This window comes from Pseudomonas sp. Cab53 (assembly GCF_018325965.1).
GTDB lineage: Bacteria > Pseudomonadota > Gammaproteobacteria > Pseudomonadales > Pseudomonadaceae > Aquipseudomonas > Aquipseudomonas chlororaphis_E.
In genome coordinates, this window is sequence record NZ_AP021902.1 from 5,101,170 (window position 1) to 5,117,786 (window position 16,617).

Genomic DNA, 16,617 nt, shown 5'->3' on the forward strand with positions numbered 1-16,617 from the left:
TCACTTGAGATGAAGACCTATCAACCGTTGAACTGCGACCTGCATGATTACCTGGAGATTGCCTGCCTGTACGGCTACACGTTGGACATTGAGCTGATTGACGGCCAACGCCTGACAGCCCGGGCGATCACCACGCGCACCGCCCCCACGCGGGAGGAGTTTCTCGACGTGGAAACTGCGGAAGGTCGCCTGGAGATTCGTCTCGATCAGTTGCTGGCGATTACGCCGCAGGATGACAGCGCCCGGTTTGGTCGGGTTGTGCTGGCGTAGCGGAGTCTGCCGGGCGGGAGGTTTTGGGGCTGCTGCGCAGCCCAGCGGGAGCAAGCTCCCTCGCCACGGGGGAACTGCCTGCCGTCCCCTTTCGATAAGTGCCGGCGTGCTTTGGTCGTCAGGTCGGGGGATAGGCCTCGTTGAACGCCCCGGCAAAATCTTCCGCCTTCGAAAAGAGCAGCATCTCCACATCACCGATCTCCACATCCAGTTTTCGGGAGACGTTCACCAGCAACTCGATGTAGGTCGAGTAAACATCGGTCGTCGCAATTCGAATCCAGCGCTGTTCACGCGCCTGGGTTTTCAAGCGGGGCCAACAGGCGTTGAGGTGGGTGTTTCGACCCGCCAAATGCGGAAACCACCAGCGTTGCTCATCGCTGTGAAGTATCTGTAGAACGTTCAGGGAAAATGCAACCCGCGCATCGAAGATGGCGTGTTCGGTTGGATTCGAGAATGCCGCCACCTTCGACCATGAGGCGATGCCCTTGTGCTTGTCCGGCACCCGCCCCTGTGACATGGTCTGAACGTAGCCTTGCATCGTTGCGAGCGCGTTTCCCCTGACACCTCCCCACACGCGCACCGCGTAGTCTGCGAGGGCCATTCTTTGTTCGGGCGACGTGGTCCATTCCTGGGCGACATGTCGCTTCAGGGCGCGCGCTTTTTCGTACCAGTTCGAGCCATCGATCTCCCATTTGAATGAACGGTGGACGAGGGCGGTATCGAACTTCCAGGTGTAGATATGGGGAAGTGATGGCAAGTGCTGTGTGGCGTAGGAAAGCAGCGCATTTTCGAGAGACTGCATGGACGAGACCACGTATTGGACGGGGTCGAGATATTAAATGACTCCCGGTCGAGCAGCGAATTTTCCTGCTTTGCGCGCAGCGAGAAACCACGGCACTAAAGAGCAACGGGGACAAAATGCTGGGGGTGGCAACGCGCCGAACGGGCTAGATAGTGCTATCATCTTTTGATAGCATCAGACGCATGAAAAACAGGCACCGTAAAACCCTTGAAGCGATCCACCGTACGCCAACGAGTGCGGCGATAGTGTTTGCTGATATTGAAGCCTTGGTCATTCATCTGGGTGGCCAAGTGCTGGAGCGCGAAGGTTCTCGGGTCAAGCTGACGCTGGGAGAGGCCCAATGGCGCTGCCATCGGCCACACCCTGGGAAAGAAGCCAAAAAATATCAGGTAGAAGAGGCTCGCGAATTTCTCCAGCGGGCAGGAGTTGAGCTATGAACAGCATGACTTATAAGGGCTACACAGCCCGAATTGAGTTCGATGAGCGTGACGACATCTTCGTCGGTCGAATTCTGGGTGTGCGTGACATCATCAGTTTTCACGCCGATTCCGTGACGGCGCTACGAGCGGAGTTTGCCAGTGCTGTTGAGGATTACTTGACGGACTGTGCCGAGCAAGGCGTCAGCCCTGAGAAGCCAGCCTCCGGCAAGGTGATGTTACGCATTCGTCCTGAAGTGCACGCTGCCGCTACCATTGCAGCCCAAACCGCTGGCAAAAGCCTGAACCAGTGGGCTGATGAGGTGTTTGAACGCGCGGCGCACGTCTAACGTCAGATACACGGATTGATTTGAAAAAAGGTCTTGCTGAGCAAGACCTACCTGTATTGAGGACACCGGAACAACCACTTCAAGAAACCTCCTACATCGCGCCCCTCTCTTCCCGCGTTAGCGTCTGCGCTGCATTTAGCGGACGAGACTCACTACGTGGCGACACGCGAAAAAGACATTCCCCGGGTTCGCAACCCGCCCGGTGGTGACGGGCATCACCTTACTTATCGGGACATGAGCGCCAGCGAACTGGCCGAGCGTGACGCTCTACAGCAGGCTTATGAAGCCATGCTTGCCCGCCAGGCAGCTTACGAACAAACGCGCTGGGCCACGGTGGATAGCAAACCGTTGTCCAGCGTGACCGGAAGCGTGTTTGCCAAAAGCTGCAAGCTCCCCGATGGCATCATCGATTACAACAACCCCAACGGCTACGTCCCGGCAGATCTGGTCAAGCAGTACGGCGATCTCATGTGGCTCGGGGGCCGGAGCGCCGACCCGTCCGGCACGATCCCCCTCAAGCGGATCGGCGCTGGCACGGTACCCGTTACCGTGGGCAGGCTCGCGCTGGGCGGCTCGGCAACTTCTACGGCTGCCGCTGCCGGCGGCACCGTTGGGGCAGCTCTGCTGACAGGCATCGTCGCTTTGCTCTGGCCGTCCAGCCTGGGCGACAGCGCGCTGTACAGCGAAGACCAGCTACGCGACCTCAAGCAGGCCCGCAGCCGCATGCGCCTGAGCATCGAGCAGCAGGCCGATGGCAGCCTCAAGGGCTACGGCTTCTACACCGGCCAGAACCGCGATTGGGAAATGGTCGATGTTGTCCAGTTCACACCGAGAGCCGATCAGTTCGTCGCCGACTTGGGTGATGACATCGAGCTGATCTGGACCCCGGCCATCAACCCGTCCGACACCCTTGGCATCCCTGCTCTGGAAGCTGCGCCCCAAGCTCCTCACATCTGGATCTATCCCCCGACGCCAGTGGCCGACAGCATTATCGTCGATCCGATCTATCCGCCGGAGTACAGGGATTTCATTCTGGTGTTTCCGGCGGATTCGGGGGTTCGGCCGGTTTATGTGGTTTTGAGTGTTCCGGGGATCATAAGTATTACGAAGCTCCGATACTGCTACCGGCCTTCCCCGATGCCGTCAGGGTAAAATCAAAATCGTCCGTACAAGGCGGGGGCAAAAAAAGAAGACGTTGGGTGGATAAGAAGGGACGTATTTATGAATGGGATTCCAAAAGTAATGCCGTAGAAAAGTACGACAAGCTAGGAAACCATCTGGGTGAGTACGACCATTTGACAGGCCGTCAAACAAAACCTGCCAAACCCGGCAGGACAACCCCAAGACAATAAAAGAGGAACACCATGCCATTCTTCTCAATAACAGGCTTCTACCCAGACGACAAAAAGGACGATTCATTACAGTTCGAAACTCACATAAAAGATGCCGAACAAAAGGAGGCATTGGCCCAAATAACTGAAGCCAAGCCATTCAACGAAATTGGCCCAGGAGAGCTGGAGATAACAGAAAAACAGCTAAGAAAAATAGAAAAAATTCTAGATATAAAATTTCCTACCGGGCTTGAATATTACATCGGAACTTGTGCCGACTAGTCCTTGGTCGAGGAAGCGCCGCTGCGCCGCTCGGACCTTAGCTGGTCAAAGATAAGAGGGTCTAGCTATCCGATGGGGCTGCGCAGTCAAAGGGGTCTAGTCTCATCAAGCTATTTGAGACGTCTTTTGGCCCTTGGCCTTTGTCGCTCTCTTGCCTTTGTGCTCAAACTCCCATCCCTTACAAGCCAGCGCCACATGCTTGGGAATCATTGAAGTCCCGCTGCTGTAAGCGGTGATAGTGCGACGGGTAAAGCCCAACTCCTGCGCGGCGGTCGTCAACGAGAGTTTGTTGGCAGTCATCCAGCGCTTGAATGCCTGGGTCGGCATCACCTCACCGGCTTGCTCCAGCGCCAACCGATACAAGGTGACCGCCGCCAGTTCCAAGTCATCTCCCCAGCTCACATCGAAGCCCCATTCGCCCACTTGGGCGGTGCCGAATAACGACAGATCCTCCAAGGGCTTGAGTACGGGGAATTGTCGGATGTGTTCCCGCAGGTCAACGTCGTAGCGCTTACCGTTGGCAAACTCCACCTGCAAGGCATGTTTGCCGGGGGCAGGCTTCACGCTGCTGATTCTGGCTTTGCTGATCATGGGTCAGCTCCTCCGATTCTGTTCATTCCACACACGCTGCAGGTCAGCGGTGTGCTTTGCCGCCCACGCCAAGGCGGCTTTCAGGGACTTAGGGTTTGCCCCTCTGCCAAGCACCTGGAGCCCGTCGATCTCCACCAGCGACTCACCATCGGGCGTTTGCACATGAAAATGCGGCGGCGCGTGATCGTCCGGGTAGATTTTTATTTTCCAGTTACGGTCGCTGTATACGGTAGCCATGGCAGGCATGCTAGGGAATTTTTTTCCCTAGTACAAGGTCAGCCGTCAGATGCAGGGCACGATTCTTTTTCCCGCCGAAGCGCCACTGGCCTGAGGAGGCTTGAGCAAATAAAAGCGCAAGGCGACGTCGATTCGTGAGTCTGGCCGCTGCGCAGCCCAACGGGGATAAATCCCCTCGCCACGGGCTGTGTTTTCCTCACCCGATCTCAAACGCCCTCAGCCAAATCACCTGCTGACACCCACACGTGCGATCCATTCAGATCGAACACCAGATCACGGATCATCCGGCTTTTCCTGCATTAGCGAAAACGGACCAACCATTTCCAGAAACCTCCTACAACCTTCCCCTGGGCTCCCGCGTTAGCGTCTGTCTTGCCTTTATCGGACGAGACGTTCAGCGCAGTGACACGCAAACAAGACATCCCCAAGGTCCGAAACCCGCCCGCCGGTGACGGGCATCACATCACTTACAGAGACATGACTGCCAGCGAACTGGCCGCGCGCGAAACCCGACAGCGGGATTATGAAGCCATGCTTGCCCGACAAGCAGCCTATGAACAGGCGCGCTGGGCTCCGGTGGATAACAAACCGCTACCCGAGGTGACTGGGTGCGTGTTTGCCAAGAGCTGCAAGCTGCCCAACGGCATCATTGATTACAGCAACCCCAACGGCTACGTACCGGCGGATCTGGTCAAGCAGTACGGCGACCTGATGTGGCTCGGCGGCCGCAGTGCCGACCCTTCCGGCGCGGTGCCCCTCAAGCGGATCGGCGCGAACACGGTGCCCGTGACGTTGGGCCGGTTCGCGTTGGGCGGTTCGGCAGCGTCTACGGCTGCTGCCGGCAGTACCGTCGGCGCAGCTCTGCTGACGGGCATCATCGCCCTGCTCTGGCCTTCCAGCCTGGGTGACAGCGCACTCTACAGCGAGGACCAGCTACGCAACCTCAAGCAGGCGCGCAGCCGCATGCGCCTGAACATCGAGCAGCAGGCCGATGGCAGTCTCAAGGGGTATGGGTTCTATACGGGTCAAAATGGCGGCTGGGAGATGGTCGACGTTGTCCAGTTCACGCCGCGGGCCGACCAGTTCGTTGCCGACCTGGGTGATGGCGTCGAACTGATCTGGACGCCGGCCACCGACCCTTCCGATACCCTCGGCATCCCTGCTCTGGAGGCCGCGCCCCAGGCACCTCCCGTATGGATCTACCCGCCGACACCGATGGCCGACAGCATCATTGTCGACCCGATTTATCCGCCGGAATACAGGGACTTCATTCTGGTGTTTCCGGCGGATTCGGGGATTCGGCCGGTTTATGTAGTGGTGAGTACTGCTCATCATGACTATCACCCAAAACCAGACTTCCTCCCTGCCTTTCCAGATGCAAAATGGGCGCAACCCAAGACCCGCGTGAAAGGTGGGGGGTTACGTCCACGCTGGAAGGACCGTGACAAATTTATATATGAGTGGGACTTTCAACATGGCGCATTGGAAAAATATAACAAGCGAGGCAAGCACTTAGGTGAGTTCGACCATGTTACTGGGAGCCAAACCAAACCAGCCAATCCGACGAGGTGGATAGAACCATGAAATACAAAATAATGGGCATCGTTGACGGAGATGATTTCGCCACATACGAAACAACGCTTGGCATCGACGGCGAAGCCTTGGCAAAAATAATGAACTGGAGCCAGAAAGAAGATCATTTGTACGACTATGAGCTGAGTGCAGCCCAAATTGAAGCCTTGGAAAAAGCGTGCTCAATCGAGCTTCCTCGCAACTTGTTGCTTTTCCTGACCAGTAGCAATTAGTTAGCAGCGGGGGGCATGATTCTTTTTTCGATGAGCTACGTCGGGCGGTTTTGGGGCTGCTACGCAGCCCAGCGGGAGCAAGCTCCCTCGCCACGGGGATTGGGTTTTCCTTTCGGTCTCGGGCAACTCCCCCCTTCCTGAACAACCGATCGGCAATCCCCCACTCAGCCTGCAAAAAAACTTCAATATTTCCCCTGCCGCAAAGCTTTCATCCGCTCCAGCAAAGTCCCTGCGTCTTGCGCCCTTCGATAATCCCCGCTTCGCTTGCACACCCCTTGCCCGCCACCATGAACCTACACACCTTCATCCGTCACTCCAGGATCGCCACCGCGGTGCTGATCCGCCTGCATCGAACGTTTTCGTTCATGGCCGGTTACCTGGCGCGGCTGGGCTTCGATTCCGAACGGTGGCCGGTGGCCCGTGACGAGGGCGCCGTGGACAGGTCGGCCGGGGCCATTTGCCCGGAGCTGGCTGCGACCGTGTTCAGCCACGCGCGCGAAGGAGCCATTCTGGTGGACCCATTCGGCCGAGTCATTGCCGTGAACGAGGCGTTCACCCGCCTCACCGGTTACGGGCAAGACGAGGTGCAGGGTCGGGCGCTGAATGCCCACCCCATGGTGCGGCGGCTGCTGACGTTTTACGCGCCGATGAAGAACGCACTGGATTTCCACGGGCATTGGTCCGGCGAAATCCAGAGCAGCCACAAGGACGGCCGTGAGATGACGTCGCGCATCAGCATCAGTGCCGTGCATGATCGGTACGGCAATGTTCAGCATTATGTGGCGCTGTTCAGTGACATGACGCAAATCAAGCAGCGCCTCCAGTTGCTGGAGCGCGACGCCCGGTATGACGCGCTCACGCAACTGCCCAATCGGTTGCTGTTGGCTGAGCGGATGCGCCAGGCGTTGGGCAAGGCGCGGGCGCACCAGCAAAAGGTGGCCATCGCCTTTATCGACCTCGACGGCTTCAAGGCCCTGAACGACAGTTACGGCCATGACTGGGGCGACCGGGTGTTGCAGATTGTCGCGGCCCGGATCAACGCGACCCTGCGCGAGAGCGACACGCTGGCGCGGCTCGGTGGCGATGAGTTTGTCGCCGGGCTGGTCGGGCTACAGGCGGTGGAAGACAGCGAGCCGTTGCTCAAGCGCATGCTGCAAGCGGCCAACGCACCCATCCTGATCGGCGCGCAGACGGTGGAAATCGCCGCCAGCATCGGCGTGGCATTTTTCCCCGAGCACGGTCAGGAAATCGATGCGCTGATCAGCAAGGCGGACCAAGCGATGTACCTGTCGAAAAAGGCCGGCGGCAACCGCCTGGCGTTCTGCCCGACGCGGTTCATTTCGGTCAATAGCGAAGCCTGACGGTGGTACCGAGGGTTCTTTCGCTGCCGGTCATGACGCCGTAGTCGCCGGCGCCGAGCAGTGAATAGACCGCGGTGATGTACTGACGGTCGAAGACGTTGCGCACCCAGCCTTCCACTTCCCACCCACGGTCCTGGCTGCGCAGGCCCAGGCGCAGGTTGGTGAGGCCGTAGCTGGGTTGGTAGCTGCCCTCGCCGCCTTCGAGGGTGCCGTAGTAACCGGTGCGCAAGCTGTAGTCGATGCCGCTGTAGACCTCCAGCCCGTTCGACAGCGGATGGCTGTGGTCCAGGCCGCTGCTGAGGGTCCATTCCGGCGCGTTGTAGAGACGCTCGCCGCTGAGGTCGCAGGTCCACCGGCCCGAGGCCGGCGAGCACGGTGCGTTGGGGAAGCTGCGGTAGCGCGCGTCGCTCCAGGCCAGGCCCAGGCGCCCGGTGAGTCGGGGCGTCAGTTGCCAGGCCGAGTCCAGCTCGACCCCGCGCAGGCGCACCTTGCCGACGTTGATCAGGTTGTCCCGCAGCGGCGGCGCGAACAGGGAGGTGGGCGGGCTGTAGGTGAGCGCCTGGTAGTTGTCGACGTCGGTCTGGTAGAGCGCGAGATCGAGCAACGCGCGCTCCTCCCAGAACCGCGTCTTCAAGCCCAGTTCCATGGACGTGGCGCGCTCCGGCTCGAAGGTCGGCGCGGTGAACGGGCCGACCACGTCGAAGTTGATGCCGCCAGCCTTGTAGCCCCGCGACCAACTGACGTAGCCCATCACCGCCTCGCTGAAGCGGTAGCTGGCGCTGAGCAGGCTGGAGACGTTGTGCTCTTTGATCGAATCCTGGCGGTAGTAACCCTCGCCCAGGGCGATGTCGCGCAGCAACTGCCCTCCGGCCTGGAACACCGGTGGCAACCCCGTCAGCGGGGCCAGGTTGCTGACGTCGCGCGAGACCCAGCCGTCCTTGCGCTCGTGGCTGTAGCGCAGGCCGCCGGTGAGCTCCAGCGGGTCGATCGGACGCCAGGATAGCTGGCCGAACACGGCGCGGCTGTCGCCCTTCTGTTCTCCGTCGTAGCGTTGCCGGGCGCCGTCCAGCAGCAGCGCCGGCACCTGCTTCGGATCGGTGAAGGTGATGCCGTAGAGTTTCTGCAAGGATTCCAGTTGGTCGCCGACGAACCAGGGCGCGGCGTCCTGGCCGAATTGAACATCGATGTCCCGATCCAGGTGCTGGCGCAGATAGTAGAGCCCGGCGACATAGTCGATGGACGAGCCGGCCGTGCCGGACAAGCGCCACTCCTGGCTGAACTGGCGCTGGCCCAGCTCGGTTTCGGATTGGGCCACCGACAGCGCGGTGCTGTCGCCGTCACGCGTTGCGCGGTAATCCCAGTCTCGGTAGGCGGTGATGCTGGTCAGGCGCATGGCCTCATCCAGGTCCCAGTTCAATTCCAGTGAAACGCCGTTCTGCAGGGTTTGCGGACGGCCCGGCGCGTCGATGCGTGCCTCGCGCTTGTAAGGGTCGGGCTCCGACAATGGATAGCCGAGGAACTGGGCGCGCTTGCGGGTCTGCTGGCTGTAGTGATTGACCAGCAGGACGTTGCCGGCTTCGTTTTGCTCGGCATAGTCGGCGATGAGGCGCGCGCTGAAGTCGGTGGTCGGCGTCCACAGCAATTGCCCGCGCAGGCCCTGGCTGTCGGCGTCGCCGAGGCGCGCGCCGTCTTGCAGGTTTTGCACGGTGCCGTCAGTGGTGCTGTGGAAGATATTCAATCGCCCCGCCAGCACGTCGTCCTGCAACGGCCCGGAAACCGTCCCGCGATATTCCCGCAGGCCGCGTTCCCCGTAGCTGGCTTCAAGGTTGGCCTCAGGCTGGAAGGTCGGCTGGCGGGTGACGATGTTCAGCGCGCCCGCGGTGGTGTTCTTGCCGAACAAGGTGCCCTGGGGCCCGCGCAGCACTTCGATGCGCTCGATGTCCATCAACTCGGTGAAGGCCATGCCCTGACGCGCCAGGTAGACGCCATCGACGTAGGTGCCGACGCTACCTTCCAGGCCATCGTTGTAGGCCGTCGCGCCGAACCCGCGCAGGCCGAAACCAGCAAAACGGGCGTCGTGACCGGAGACCACCAGGCCGGGCACTAGTTGTTGGATGTCTTGCAGGCGGTGCAGGCCGGCTCCGTCCAGTTGCTCGCCGTAGAGGACGTTGATGGGGATGGGCACGTGTTGCGGGTCTTCCTCGCGGCGGCGAGCCGTCACGGTGGTTTCGTCGAGTTCCAGTGTGTGGGTCGACACGGCGGGCGCAGCCGTGGCCCACGCCCAAGGCAACACCGAGAAACCCGCGAGCAAGAGCAGTCGATAATCCGAACCCGCCACGTTATCGCTCCCGAGCCGTCGCGCGATACACGGTGTCTGGGCAGGCCAGCGCCTTGACGCACGCCAGCAACTCGCGACTGTCAGCGGGCTTGAGCAGTACCGCGTCGAAGGCCAGGTCCTGTGGGTAATCCTGCGGCCTGCGTGGCGGCACCGCCGAATAGAGCATCACCGGAAGATCGGCCCAGCGCTCGCGCACCCGTTGCAACAGTTGCCAGCCGTCCATGCCGGGCATCATCTGGTCGCTGATCAGCAGATCCACCGGCTGCTCGGCCAGGCAGGCCAGGGCCTCTTCACCCTGGGTCGCGATGCTCACGTCAAACCCGTAGCCGGCCAACAGGTCATACAGCCATTCGCTGTTCTGCTCGACATCGTCCACCAGCAACACATGCAGGCCCTGGCCATCCAGCGGTGCGACATGGTTGTCGACGATGCCGTTTTCCAGGTCCTGTTCCTGGGCGTATTTCAACGGCAGCTGAAAACTGAAGTGGCTACCGCCCTGCCCGGTGGCGTGCAGTTCCAGCCGGCTGCCCATGCGCTCCAGCAGTTGCGTGACGATGGACAAGCCCAACCCGCTGCCTTCGTAGCGTTGCGCATTGCGGCCCCGGCGGAACGGTTGCAGCAGTTGTTCGAATTCGTGTGGATCAACGCCGACGCCGGTGTCGATCACGCTCAAGCGCAGTTCCACGCCGTCGGCGCTCGCCCCCGCAGCCGCGCTCACCTCGAAACGGATCCGGCCGTTGTGGGTGAATTTCGCGGCGTTGGCCAACAGGTTCATGAGGACCTGCCGCAGCCGTTTGAAATCGGCCTCGACCAGCGGCGGCAGGTCATCGGCCAACACGGCTTCGAACGTATTGCCCTGGCGCGCGGCGAGAAAGCCCGCCTCGTCTGCGATCTCGTTGAGGAAGCCATACAGATAACCCGGCGCCAGAACCAGTTGCATCTGCTCCATTTCCCCCCGGGAGAACTCGAGCATCTCGTCGATCAGTTCCAGTTGCTGGCGGGCATTGCGCTCGATGTTGGTCGGGTAGTCGCGTTGGGCCCCGCCCTGCAGCAGGCGCGCGTAGTCGATGATGCGCACCAGCGGCGAGCGCAAATCGTGGCTGATGCGGGCCATCAAGGCACTGCGGGCCGCCAGCGATTCGCGCAACTGCACCGTGCGCAGCGCCACCGTGCTTTCCAGGCGTTCGTGCTCGGCCTGACGCTGTTGTTCGAGGGTGGCCAGGGCGTGCTTTTCCCGGTGTCGGCTGCGGCTGACTTCCATGATCAAGGTGCACACCAGCAACGCCACGCCCGGCAGGGTCGACGACAGGCTGTATTTGCTTTGCGGCGACTGCCAGGGCAAGTACTCCTGGGGGAAGAACAGGCGCATCAACAGTTGGGCAAACAAGAGCCCCGGCACCAGCCAGGCCATCCAGCTGTAGCTCAGCCGTGCGCGCCAGGCCATGAACAACGTGGCGAGCAGCACGCCGTAGAAACTCAACAGGGACACCTGCACGAGTTGCGCGCCCTGGACCGGGTCGACCATCAACCACCAGAGTCGACCGAGCACACAGCCCAACAGCGGCAGCCAATAGCTCCAGGCAATGACGTTGGGCAGCCGGGCAACCTGCAACAGCACGCGCATGTAGGCGAGGAACAGGACGAACGAGATTGCGCTGACGCCGGTGAGCAGCTCCCGTGTCCAGCCGAGCGCCGCCGGCCAGTAGATCAGGTAGCCATTGAGGATGCAGGTGAGCAGGATATAGCTCAGGACCGCCCCTGCGTTCACGGTGAGCAGTCGCGAGCGCAGGATCCAACCAACGATGAAACCGAACGGGACGACCAGCAGGACAATGCCGAGGGTGAGTCCGTCACTGAGGTACGTCTGTTGCTGGCTGCGCAACAACGCCGGTTCGGACCACAGCTCCGGCTCCAGCAACATCTGGAAGTGACTGGTCACGCGGACGAACACCGTGACGCTCTGCCCTGCCGCCAGCGACACCGCAAACGCCGGTTGGCGCGCCGCTGGCTGAGGCCATTCGGCCAAGGGATAAGCGCTGCCACCGTGGGCATCACGCCCCGGCAGGTAGACGCGAATGTCCTCCAGGCGCGGCGCCCCGATCACCAGCAGGCGCGAACACGCCACAGCGCTTGAGTTGGTGAACTGCCATTTCAGCCAGTAGGCAGAGCGGCTGTAGCCTTGGGTTGGCCAGCGCGGAGTGACGGGGCTGAAACGGGCGTCGGGCAGTTGAGCGACGTCGTCCAGGCTTAACTGTGCCGGGGGGTCTTCGAACAGTTGCACGGTGGGCATCAGGTCCAGGTGGTCAGCCTGGCAGATATCCACAGGCGCGGCGTGGAGCAAGCCTGTGGATAACAACCCGATCGCCAGCCATAGGCACCGTAGCAGCCACATCAGGCGCGCCCGGCCGACTCGGCATCGGCACGGCCCTGGGTTTGCTCGCGAAACTGGCTGGGCGTCATGCCGATTCGCTGGCGAAAGGCCGTGGTGAAGTTGCAGGCATTGCGAAAGCCCACCAGTTCGGCAACGTCCTGCACGCTCATGGCGCTTTCAGCGAGCAGGTCTTGGCCACGCCGCAATCGCGCGTCGCGAATGTAGGCGAATACGGTCAGCCCCAGGTGCTCGCGAAAAATCCGCGAGAGGCGTTTCTCGTGGGTGCCCACCTTGTGGGCCAACTGGACCAGGGAAGGCATGTCATCGAGGTGCTCTTCAATCCAGCGCATCGCGGCACGCAGGACGATTTCATCGCCTTCCGGCTCCGGGTCGGCCGGGTTGGCTTCGCGGGGCGGCGGCACGCGCCAGGTCAGTTGCAGGTGGATCCTGATGCGCGCGAGCACTTCCTCGGGGGCGCAGGATTTGGGGATGTAATCGACCCCGCCCACGGTCAGTCCTTCCAGCCGCTCGAACGAGCTGTTGGCCGACGACAGGAACAGGATGGGCGTCTGCCGGGTCGCCGGGGCCTCGCGCAGAAGCCGGCACAGGCTGAACCCGTCCATCTGCGGCATGTGCACATCCAGGACAATCAGATCGGGACGCAGCGCCAGCGCCCGTTGATAGCCCTGGTGCGCATCGCTGGCCAGGGAAATGCGCCAGGGCTGCGCCTTGAGCAGGACGAGCGTTGCGCGGATGTCTTCCGGAACATCGTCGATCAGCAGGATATGCGGCTGCGGCTCGGATGACGCCGTCGCGTCGCCCGCCACGGCCACTCGCCTTTCGTATCGTCCGTCGTCCATTCGCTACGTTCTCTTTATCGTGCCTTTGCCAGCATCATTGCCGAAATTGCACAGCCAATCGATGGCTCGGTTAAAACTCGTCATAGATAGCGGCCGCGCCAGCGAAGACTTGAAGGCGGCAGGTTCCACCCGCTCGTGCGGCTCAGGGCCTATGCTGAAGGGACCTACTCTGACTGGCAGGCTGTTGATGATCCAGTGCAAACGCGCCTATGAAGCCGCAAGCGCCACGGATGGCGTGCGCATCCTGGTTGATCGGCTGTGGCCGCGCAATTGTCCCAAGCAGGCGTTGGTGATCGATGAATGGCGCCCGGAGGTGGCGCCTTCCCATGGGCTGCGCAAGGCATTCAAGGCCGGGACGGTTTCGTTCGAGGCATTCAAGGTGGCTTATCGCAAGGAGTTGGCCGCCCAGCCGCAAAGTTGGTGGCGATTGGTGGATGTGGCGCGGGACGGCCCCCTGACGCTGGTTTACGCGGCCAGGTCCGTCACCGAGAACAATGCCGTGGTGCTGGCCGAGTGGTTGGAGGATGAGGTGGAGAAGCGTGCGCAGGGGAGTTCGCCAGTGTGTTACCTCGCGGAGTTTCCCGAGATGTGAGGGGTTGCTGCGTCACCCGGCGAGAGCAAGCGCCCTCGCCGCGGCATCGTGGGGAGTCAGGGTCGATAGCCCGGTGGCAGCTCGTGCTGGGTCGGGGCCTTTTCTTCGTGGTAGTGGGGTTTGCCGGTTGTGGAGTTCATGAGCGTCGAGTTCGCCAGGATGGTTTCCGTCAGCAGGCTGTCTTCGCCGTCCTTGAACCAGCAGGCCAGCGCCGAATTGCGGTTGCCGTGCATGTCGACCACCACCGGCCAGTTCTCCAGGCCGCGAGCGTCGCTGGGGGGAATGTCGCCATAGTGCTTGGGCGGCAGAACCAGGGCGTCGCCAGGTCGGACCCAGAGGTCGGCCAGGTAGATTTCCCGCGCGGCGGGCCGCCAGCGGGCGACACTGATAACCAACGGCAACCGACCGTAGCGCGAGAAAAACGCGTGGGGGAAGTTGTGGTATTCGAGATCCGTGGGGTTGTGGGTCAGCAACTCACGCATGCGCGCCGGCCCGAGGTAAGGCGATTGATGGCCGGCCCATTTGCCGTAGGTGTATTGGCCAAGGATCAACTGGTCATAGTCAAACCGCAGGCATTCGCCGTTTCCGAGCAAGGTCATGCCGAACGCCTGTGCCGTTTCCTTCGTGGCCCAGAGCGGCTCATAGCGCACTTGCTTGACGTGAAAGTCGAACGCCTTGATGACGTAGGACCCGGTGCTCGTCGGCACCTCGCGGTCCTTCCAACTGATGCCGGAATAGCGGGCACCCAGCAGCAGGTCGGGGTTTTCGGGGCTGAGGGTGATCAACGCTCCGCGCACCTGGTCGCTCGGCTGCGCCAGGCCGTGGTCGTTGAACAGGTAGGGGAATGTCCGGGCGTCGAGGGGCGTTTCCACACCGTCGCCGAGAAAGGGCACGCTGTTAAAGAGTTGCATTGTCATGGACCACTCATACAAGAAGACAACAGAAAACGCCCAGCCGCCCCGTCAGCGACGGACCGGCTGAACCTGCACGCTATCAACGATACGGACGATGCTGCTCGCGCAGCCAGTCCATGCCGTGGGGTTCGCGCCAAGGGCGCACGGCGGCACGTTTTTCCACCTGGGTGAGGCACAAGGCGTCCATCCAGTAGTAGACCATCAACAGGTGGAACACTTCATCGCCGCGCCGATCCCAGATCACGTCATCCTGCTGGCGACCCGGTTCAATGGCCTTGAGCCGACAGTCGCCCTGGTCGTGCCGACCTTGCAGGCAAGCGCCCGTCTCGTAGTTGATCAGCAGCACAGGATGGTTGATTTCCGGGTAGGGTTTTTCCAGCTCGGGCATGTACCAGAACTGCCCGGGGTTGCGCCTGTCCGGCGTTTGCATGGCGATGCGGGTCTTGTCCTGCGGGTCGGTCGCCAGCGCCGGTTTGTCGCCGGTGTTGTTGCGCAGGATGTACAAGACCGTGCACGGGTCTTCCTCGGTCTTTTCCGTTTGTACCAGCTTGGCCTTGCCGAACGAGTCGTAAGACAGGCGCGCCATGACCTTCACGGTCGGGTTGAGGTCCTTGCCCGGCTGGCCAAAACCGGCAATCAGGCCATCGACCCCCGGCACTTCCAGCTCATTGCCCGCCAGCACATAGGTCAGGCCGGCCATCGGGTTGGGCTGCATGTGGCGGGTCAGGGCGTCCCAGCGCTGGAGTGTCGCCCTGCTGGCGCCGTTGAGCAGCAGCGCCTCACGCATGGCGCTGCTGGGGTAGTAGCGCGCATCGCGGGGCCAGCGTTCGGTGACCATCAGCAATCGCTGCCCCTTTTTCTCTTTGAGCAGCAGGGCCAGGGCATCCCAGAACTGTTCGAACTCGGCCTGGGTAGCCGTCGCGGCCGGCGGGAAGTGCAGGTTTTCCTGGGCCTGCTTGCTGTAGTTATCGATGAACACCACACGCAAGGCCGGGCCTGTCGCCGTGCCGCGCGCTGCGGTTTGACCACCGGAATGGCCGAGCGTGATCACCGATTCCTGCCAGGAGCCTTCGATTTCCGCCTTGTAGCTGGTGTACCACAGGTAAGCCTGTTCCAGGGCGTTGCGCACTTCGCCTTTCTTGACGAAGAGATACACCGGCGAAAGCTTCAACTCCACGATCTGGGGATCATCGGGCAACGACTCACGCCATTTGCCGAAGTCCGCGTTGCAGTTGCTCGGCTTTTCCGGGGTGAAATCGATCGCGTGCGTGCCGCCCTGGGTGGTCAGGTTGGCCACCCGATGGGCGATGTTTTTCTTCACCGACTCGGAGATCTCGGTGGAAGCGCTGCCTTTGACAAAGGTGCCGTACTCCGCCTCGACCATGGCGCTGAGGGTGTTGTCTTTGCTGAGGAAGGACTTGAGCGACGTCATCGCATAGTTCAGCGCGCCGCCGACGGTGACCTCGCTGACGATGTCGGCGCCGAAATCGACGAAGAAATCGAAAAACGGCTTCGCATCGCGCGGATCGAAGACCTTGGGCAGCTCACCGACGCGCGTCTTGAAGCTGGCGGTCGCGCTGTCGGGGTTGAGCTCCAGGTTCAGTTTCCACAGGCGCACCGTGTGGCTGTAGAGCACGGCGTCACGCTCTTCGAGCTGTTTGATATTGCTGCCGAAGGTGACTTGGAAGCCGGCGGAAAACGCGCCGTATTTACCGGAGCCCTGGACCTTGGACTGGGTATGGCTTTCGTATTCGTCGCGGGAAGTGAAGGTTTCGACGAAGTGGTCATCCTTGGCGACCGCCGTGCTCATGGCGACATTCTGGCCAACGTTGTAAGTGGTTTGCCGGTACGGCACGGCGCGTTTGCCCGACTCGGTATCGCCCACTTTCTGGCATTCCTTGCTTTCGCCGGCCCAGTCGAGCCGGTTCAGGCCGCGCCCCAGTAATTGCGAACCGCCGATGTCCCGTGGTTCGTTGCTTGAGCCGCCTATCAATCCATCGTTCATTGCCGTTCTCCCATCACTCAGGTTGTATCAATTGGTGCCAATTGATGGGGCTCAGTATCGGAACGGGCGGGATCGGCGGACAGTCCAGAACG

The 16,617-nt window shown here is 61.3% G+C and carries 16 protein-coding genes and 1 pseudogene; 9 read left to right on the forward strand and 8 right to left on the reverse strand.

From position 1 onward, the window contains the following. The first annotated feature begins 9 nt into the window (after positions 1 to 9). Positions 10 to 270 (forward strand): Rho-binding antiterminator, encoded by a 261-nt coding sequence (locus KI241_RS22325; RefSeq protein WP_042728019.1) that lies wholly within the window; start codon positions 10 to 12, stop codon positions 268 to 270. A 118-nt stretch (positions 271 to 388) separates the two neighbouring features. Here KI241_RS22325 and KI241_RS22330 read toward each other — a convergent pair whose 3' ends face one another. Beyond that, entirely contained in the window at positions 389 to 1,072 is a 684-nt protein-coding gene (locus KI241_RS22330; RefSeq protein WP_212803009.1) for a hypothetical protein, read from the reverse strand. Between the two features lie 182 nt (positions 1,073 to 1,254). On the opposite strand from KI241_RS22330, the gene KI241_RS22335 reads away from it, so the two are divergent. From KI241_RS22335 to KI241_RS22350, 4 genes and pseudogenes are all read left to right on the forward strand, one after another. Next, positions 1,255 to 1,509: a type II toxin-antitoxin system HicA family toxin gene (locus tag KI241_RS22335; protein ID WP_092205428.1), complete on the forward strand. Its 255-nt coding sequence runs from the start codon at positions 1,255 to 1,257 to the stop codon at positions 1,507 to 1,509. Next, positions 1,506 to 1,838 (forward strand): type II toxin-antitoxin system HicB family antitoxin, encoded by a 333-nt coding sequence (locus KI241_RS22340; RefSeq protein ID WP_212803010.1) that lies wholly within the window; start codon positions 1,506 to 1,508, stop codon positions 1,836 to 1,838. Before KI241_RS22335 ends, KI241_RS22340 begins: the two co-directional genes overlap by 4 nt. A 156-nt stretch (positions 1,839 to 1,994) precedes the next feature. Then, positions 1,995 to 3,190 (forward strand): annotated as a pseudogene (locus KI241_RS22345) (S-type pyocin domain-containing protein). Between the two features lie 12 nt (positions 3,191 to 3,202). After that, positions 3,203 to 3,451, forward strand: coding sequence for a pyocin S6 family toxin immunity protein (locus KI241_RS22350; protein WP_212803011.1), 249 nt, complete (start codon positions 3,203 to 3,205; stop codon positions 3,449 to 3,451). Positions 3,452 to 3,556: 105 nt separating this feature from the next. On the opposite strand, the gene KI241_RS22355 is transcribed toward KI241_RS22350, so the two are convergent. Together KI241_RS22355 and KI241_RS22360 are read right to left on the reverse strand one after the other, a co-directional pair. Then, a complete protein-coding gene (locus KI241_RS22355) occupies positions 3,557 to 4,042 on the reverse strand; it encodes a DUF2442 domain-containing protein (RefSeq protein ID WP_212803012.1) in 486 nt (161 codons plus the stop codon). 3 nt (positions 4,043 to 4,045) lie between these two features. After that, entirely contained in the window at positions 4,046 to 4,288 is a 243-nt protein-coding gene (locus tag KI241_RS22360; RefSeq protein WP_212803013.1) for a DUF4160 domain-containing protein, read from the reverse strand. Between the two features lie 393 nt (positions 4,289 to 4,681). On the opposite strand from KI241_RS22360, the gene KI241_RS22365 reads away from it, so the two are divergent. From KI241_RS22365 to KI241_RS22375, 3 genes are all read left to right on the forward strand, one after another. Further along, complete coding sequence (locus KI241_RS22365) at positions 4,682 to 5,863, forward strand: colicin E3/pyocin S6 family cytotoxin (protein ID WP_212803014.1); 1,182 nt, start codon at positions 4,682 to 4,684, stop codon at positions 5,861 to 5,863. Next, on the forward strand, positions 5,860 to 6,084 hold the full coding sequence (locus tag KI241_RS22370) for a hypothetical protein (RefSeq protein ID WP_212803015.1): 225 nt from the start codon (positions 5,860 to 5,862) through the stop codon (positions 6,082 to 6,084). The genes KI241_RS22365 and KI241_RS22370 overlap by 4 nt, the downstream gene beginning before the upstream one ends. A 287-nt stretch (positions 6,085 to 6,371) precedes the next feature. Continuing rightward, positions 6,372 to 7,445, forward strand: a complete 1,074-nt coding sequence (locus KI241_RS22375; RefSeq protein ID WP_212803016.1) for a sensor domain-containing diguanylate cyclase — start codon at positions 6,372 to 6,374, stop codon at positions 7,443 to 7,445. On the opposite strand, the gene KI241_RS22380 is transcribed toward KI241_RS22375, so the two are convergent. The 3 genes from KI241_RS22380 to KI241_RS22390 are packed head-to-tail and all read right to left on the reverse strand — an operon-like array spanning position 7,429 to position 13,014. Continuing rightward, positions 7,429 to 9,783, reverse strand: coding sequence for a TonB-dependent receptor (locus KI241_RS22380; protein ID WP_212803017.1), 2,355 nt, complete (start codon positions 9,781 to 9,783; stop codon positions 7,429 to 7,431). The two genes, KI241_RS22375 and KI241_RS22380, sit on opposite strands and share 17 nt — an antisense overlap. 1 nt (position 9,784) lies before the next feature. Then, the gene (locus KI241_RS22385) at positions 9,785 to 12,175 is read right to left on the reverse strand and encodes a 7TM-DISM domain-containing protein (RefSeq protein ID WP_212803018.1); all 2,391 of its coding nucleotides are present in this window, start codon (positions 12,173 to 12,175) and stop codon (positions 9,785 to 9,787) included. Beyond that, the gene (locus KI241_RS22390; protein WP_185057708.1) at positions 12,175 to 13,014 is read right to left on the reverse strand and encodes a DNA-binding response regulator; all 840 of its coding nucleotides are present in this window, start codon (positions 13,012 to 13,014) and stop codon (positions 12,175 to 12,177) included. Before KI241_RS22390 ends, KI241_RS22385 begins: the two co-directional genes overlap by 1 nt. Positions 13,015 to 13,201: 187 nt before the next feature. Between KI241_RS22390 and KI241_RS22395 the strand changes: the two genes are divergently transcribed. Next, positions 13,202 to 13,606 carry a DUF488 family protein gene (locus KI241_RS22395; protein WP_212803019.1) on the forward strand — a complete coding sequence of 135 codons (405 nt, stop codon included), beginning with the start codon at positions 13,202 to 13,204 and terminating at the stop codon, positions 13,604 to 13,606. 56 nt (positions 13,607 to 13,662) lie between these two features. Here KI241_RS22395 and KI241_RS22400 read toward each other — a convergent pair whose 3' ends face one another. After that, positions 13,663 to 14,523 (reverse strand): hypothetical protein, encoded by an 861-nt coding sequence (locus KI241_RS22400; RefSeq protein ID WP_237614156.1) that lies wholly within the window; start codon positions 14,521 to 14,523, stop codon positions 13,663 to 13,665. 76 nt (positions 14,524 to 14,599) lie between these two features. Further along, entirely contained in the window at positions 14,600 to 16,525 is a 1,926-nt protein-coding gene (locus tag KI241_RS22405; protein ID WP_212803020.1) for an MAC/perforin domain-containing protein, read from the reverse strand. Between the last annotated feature and the right edge of the window lie 92 nt (positions 16,526 to 16,617).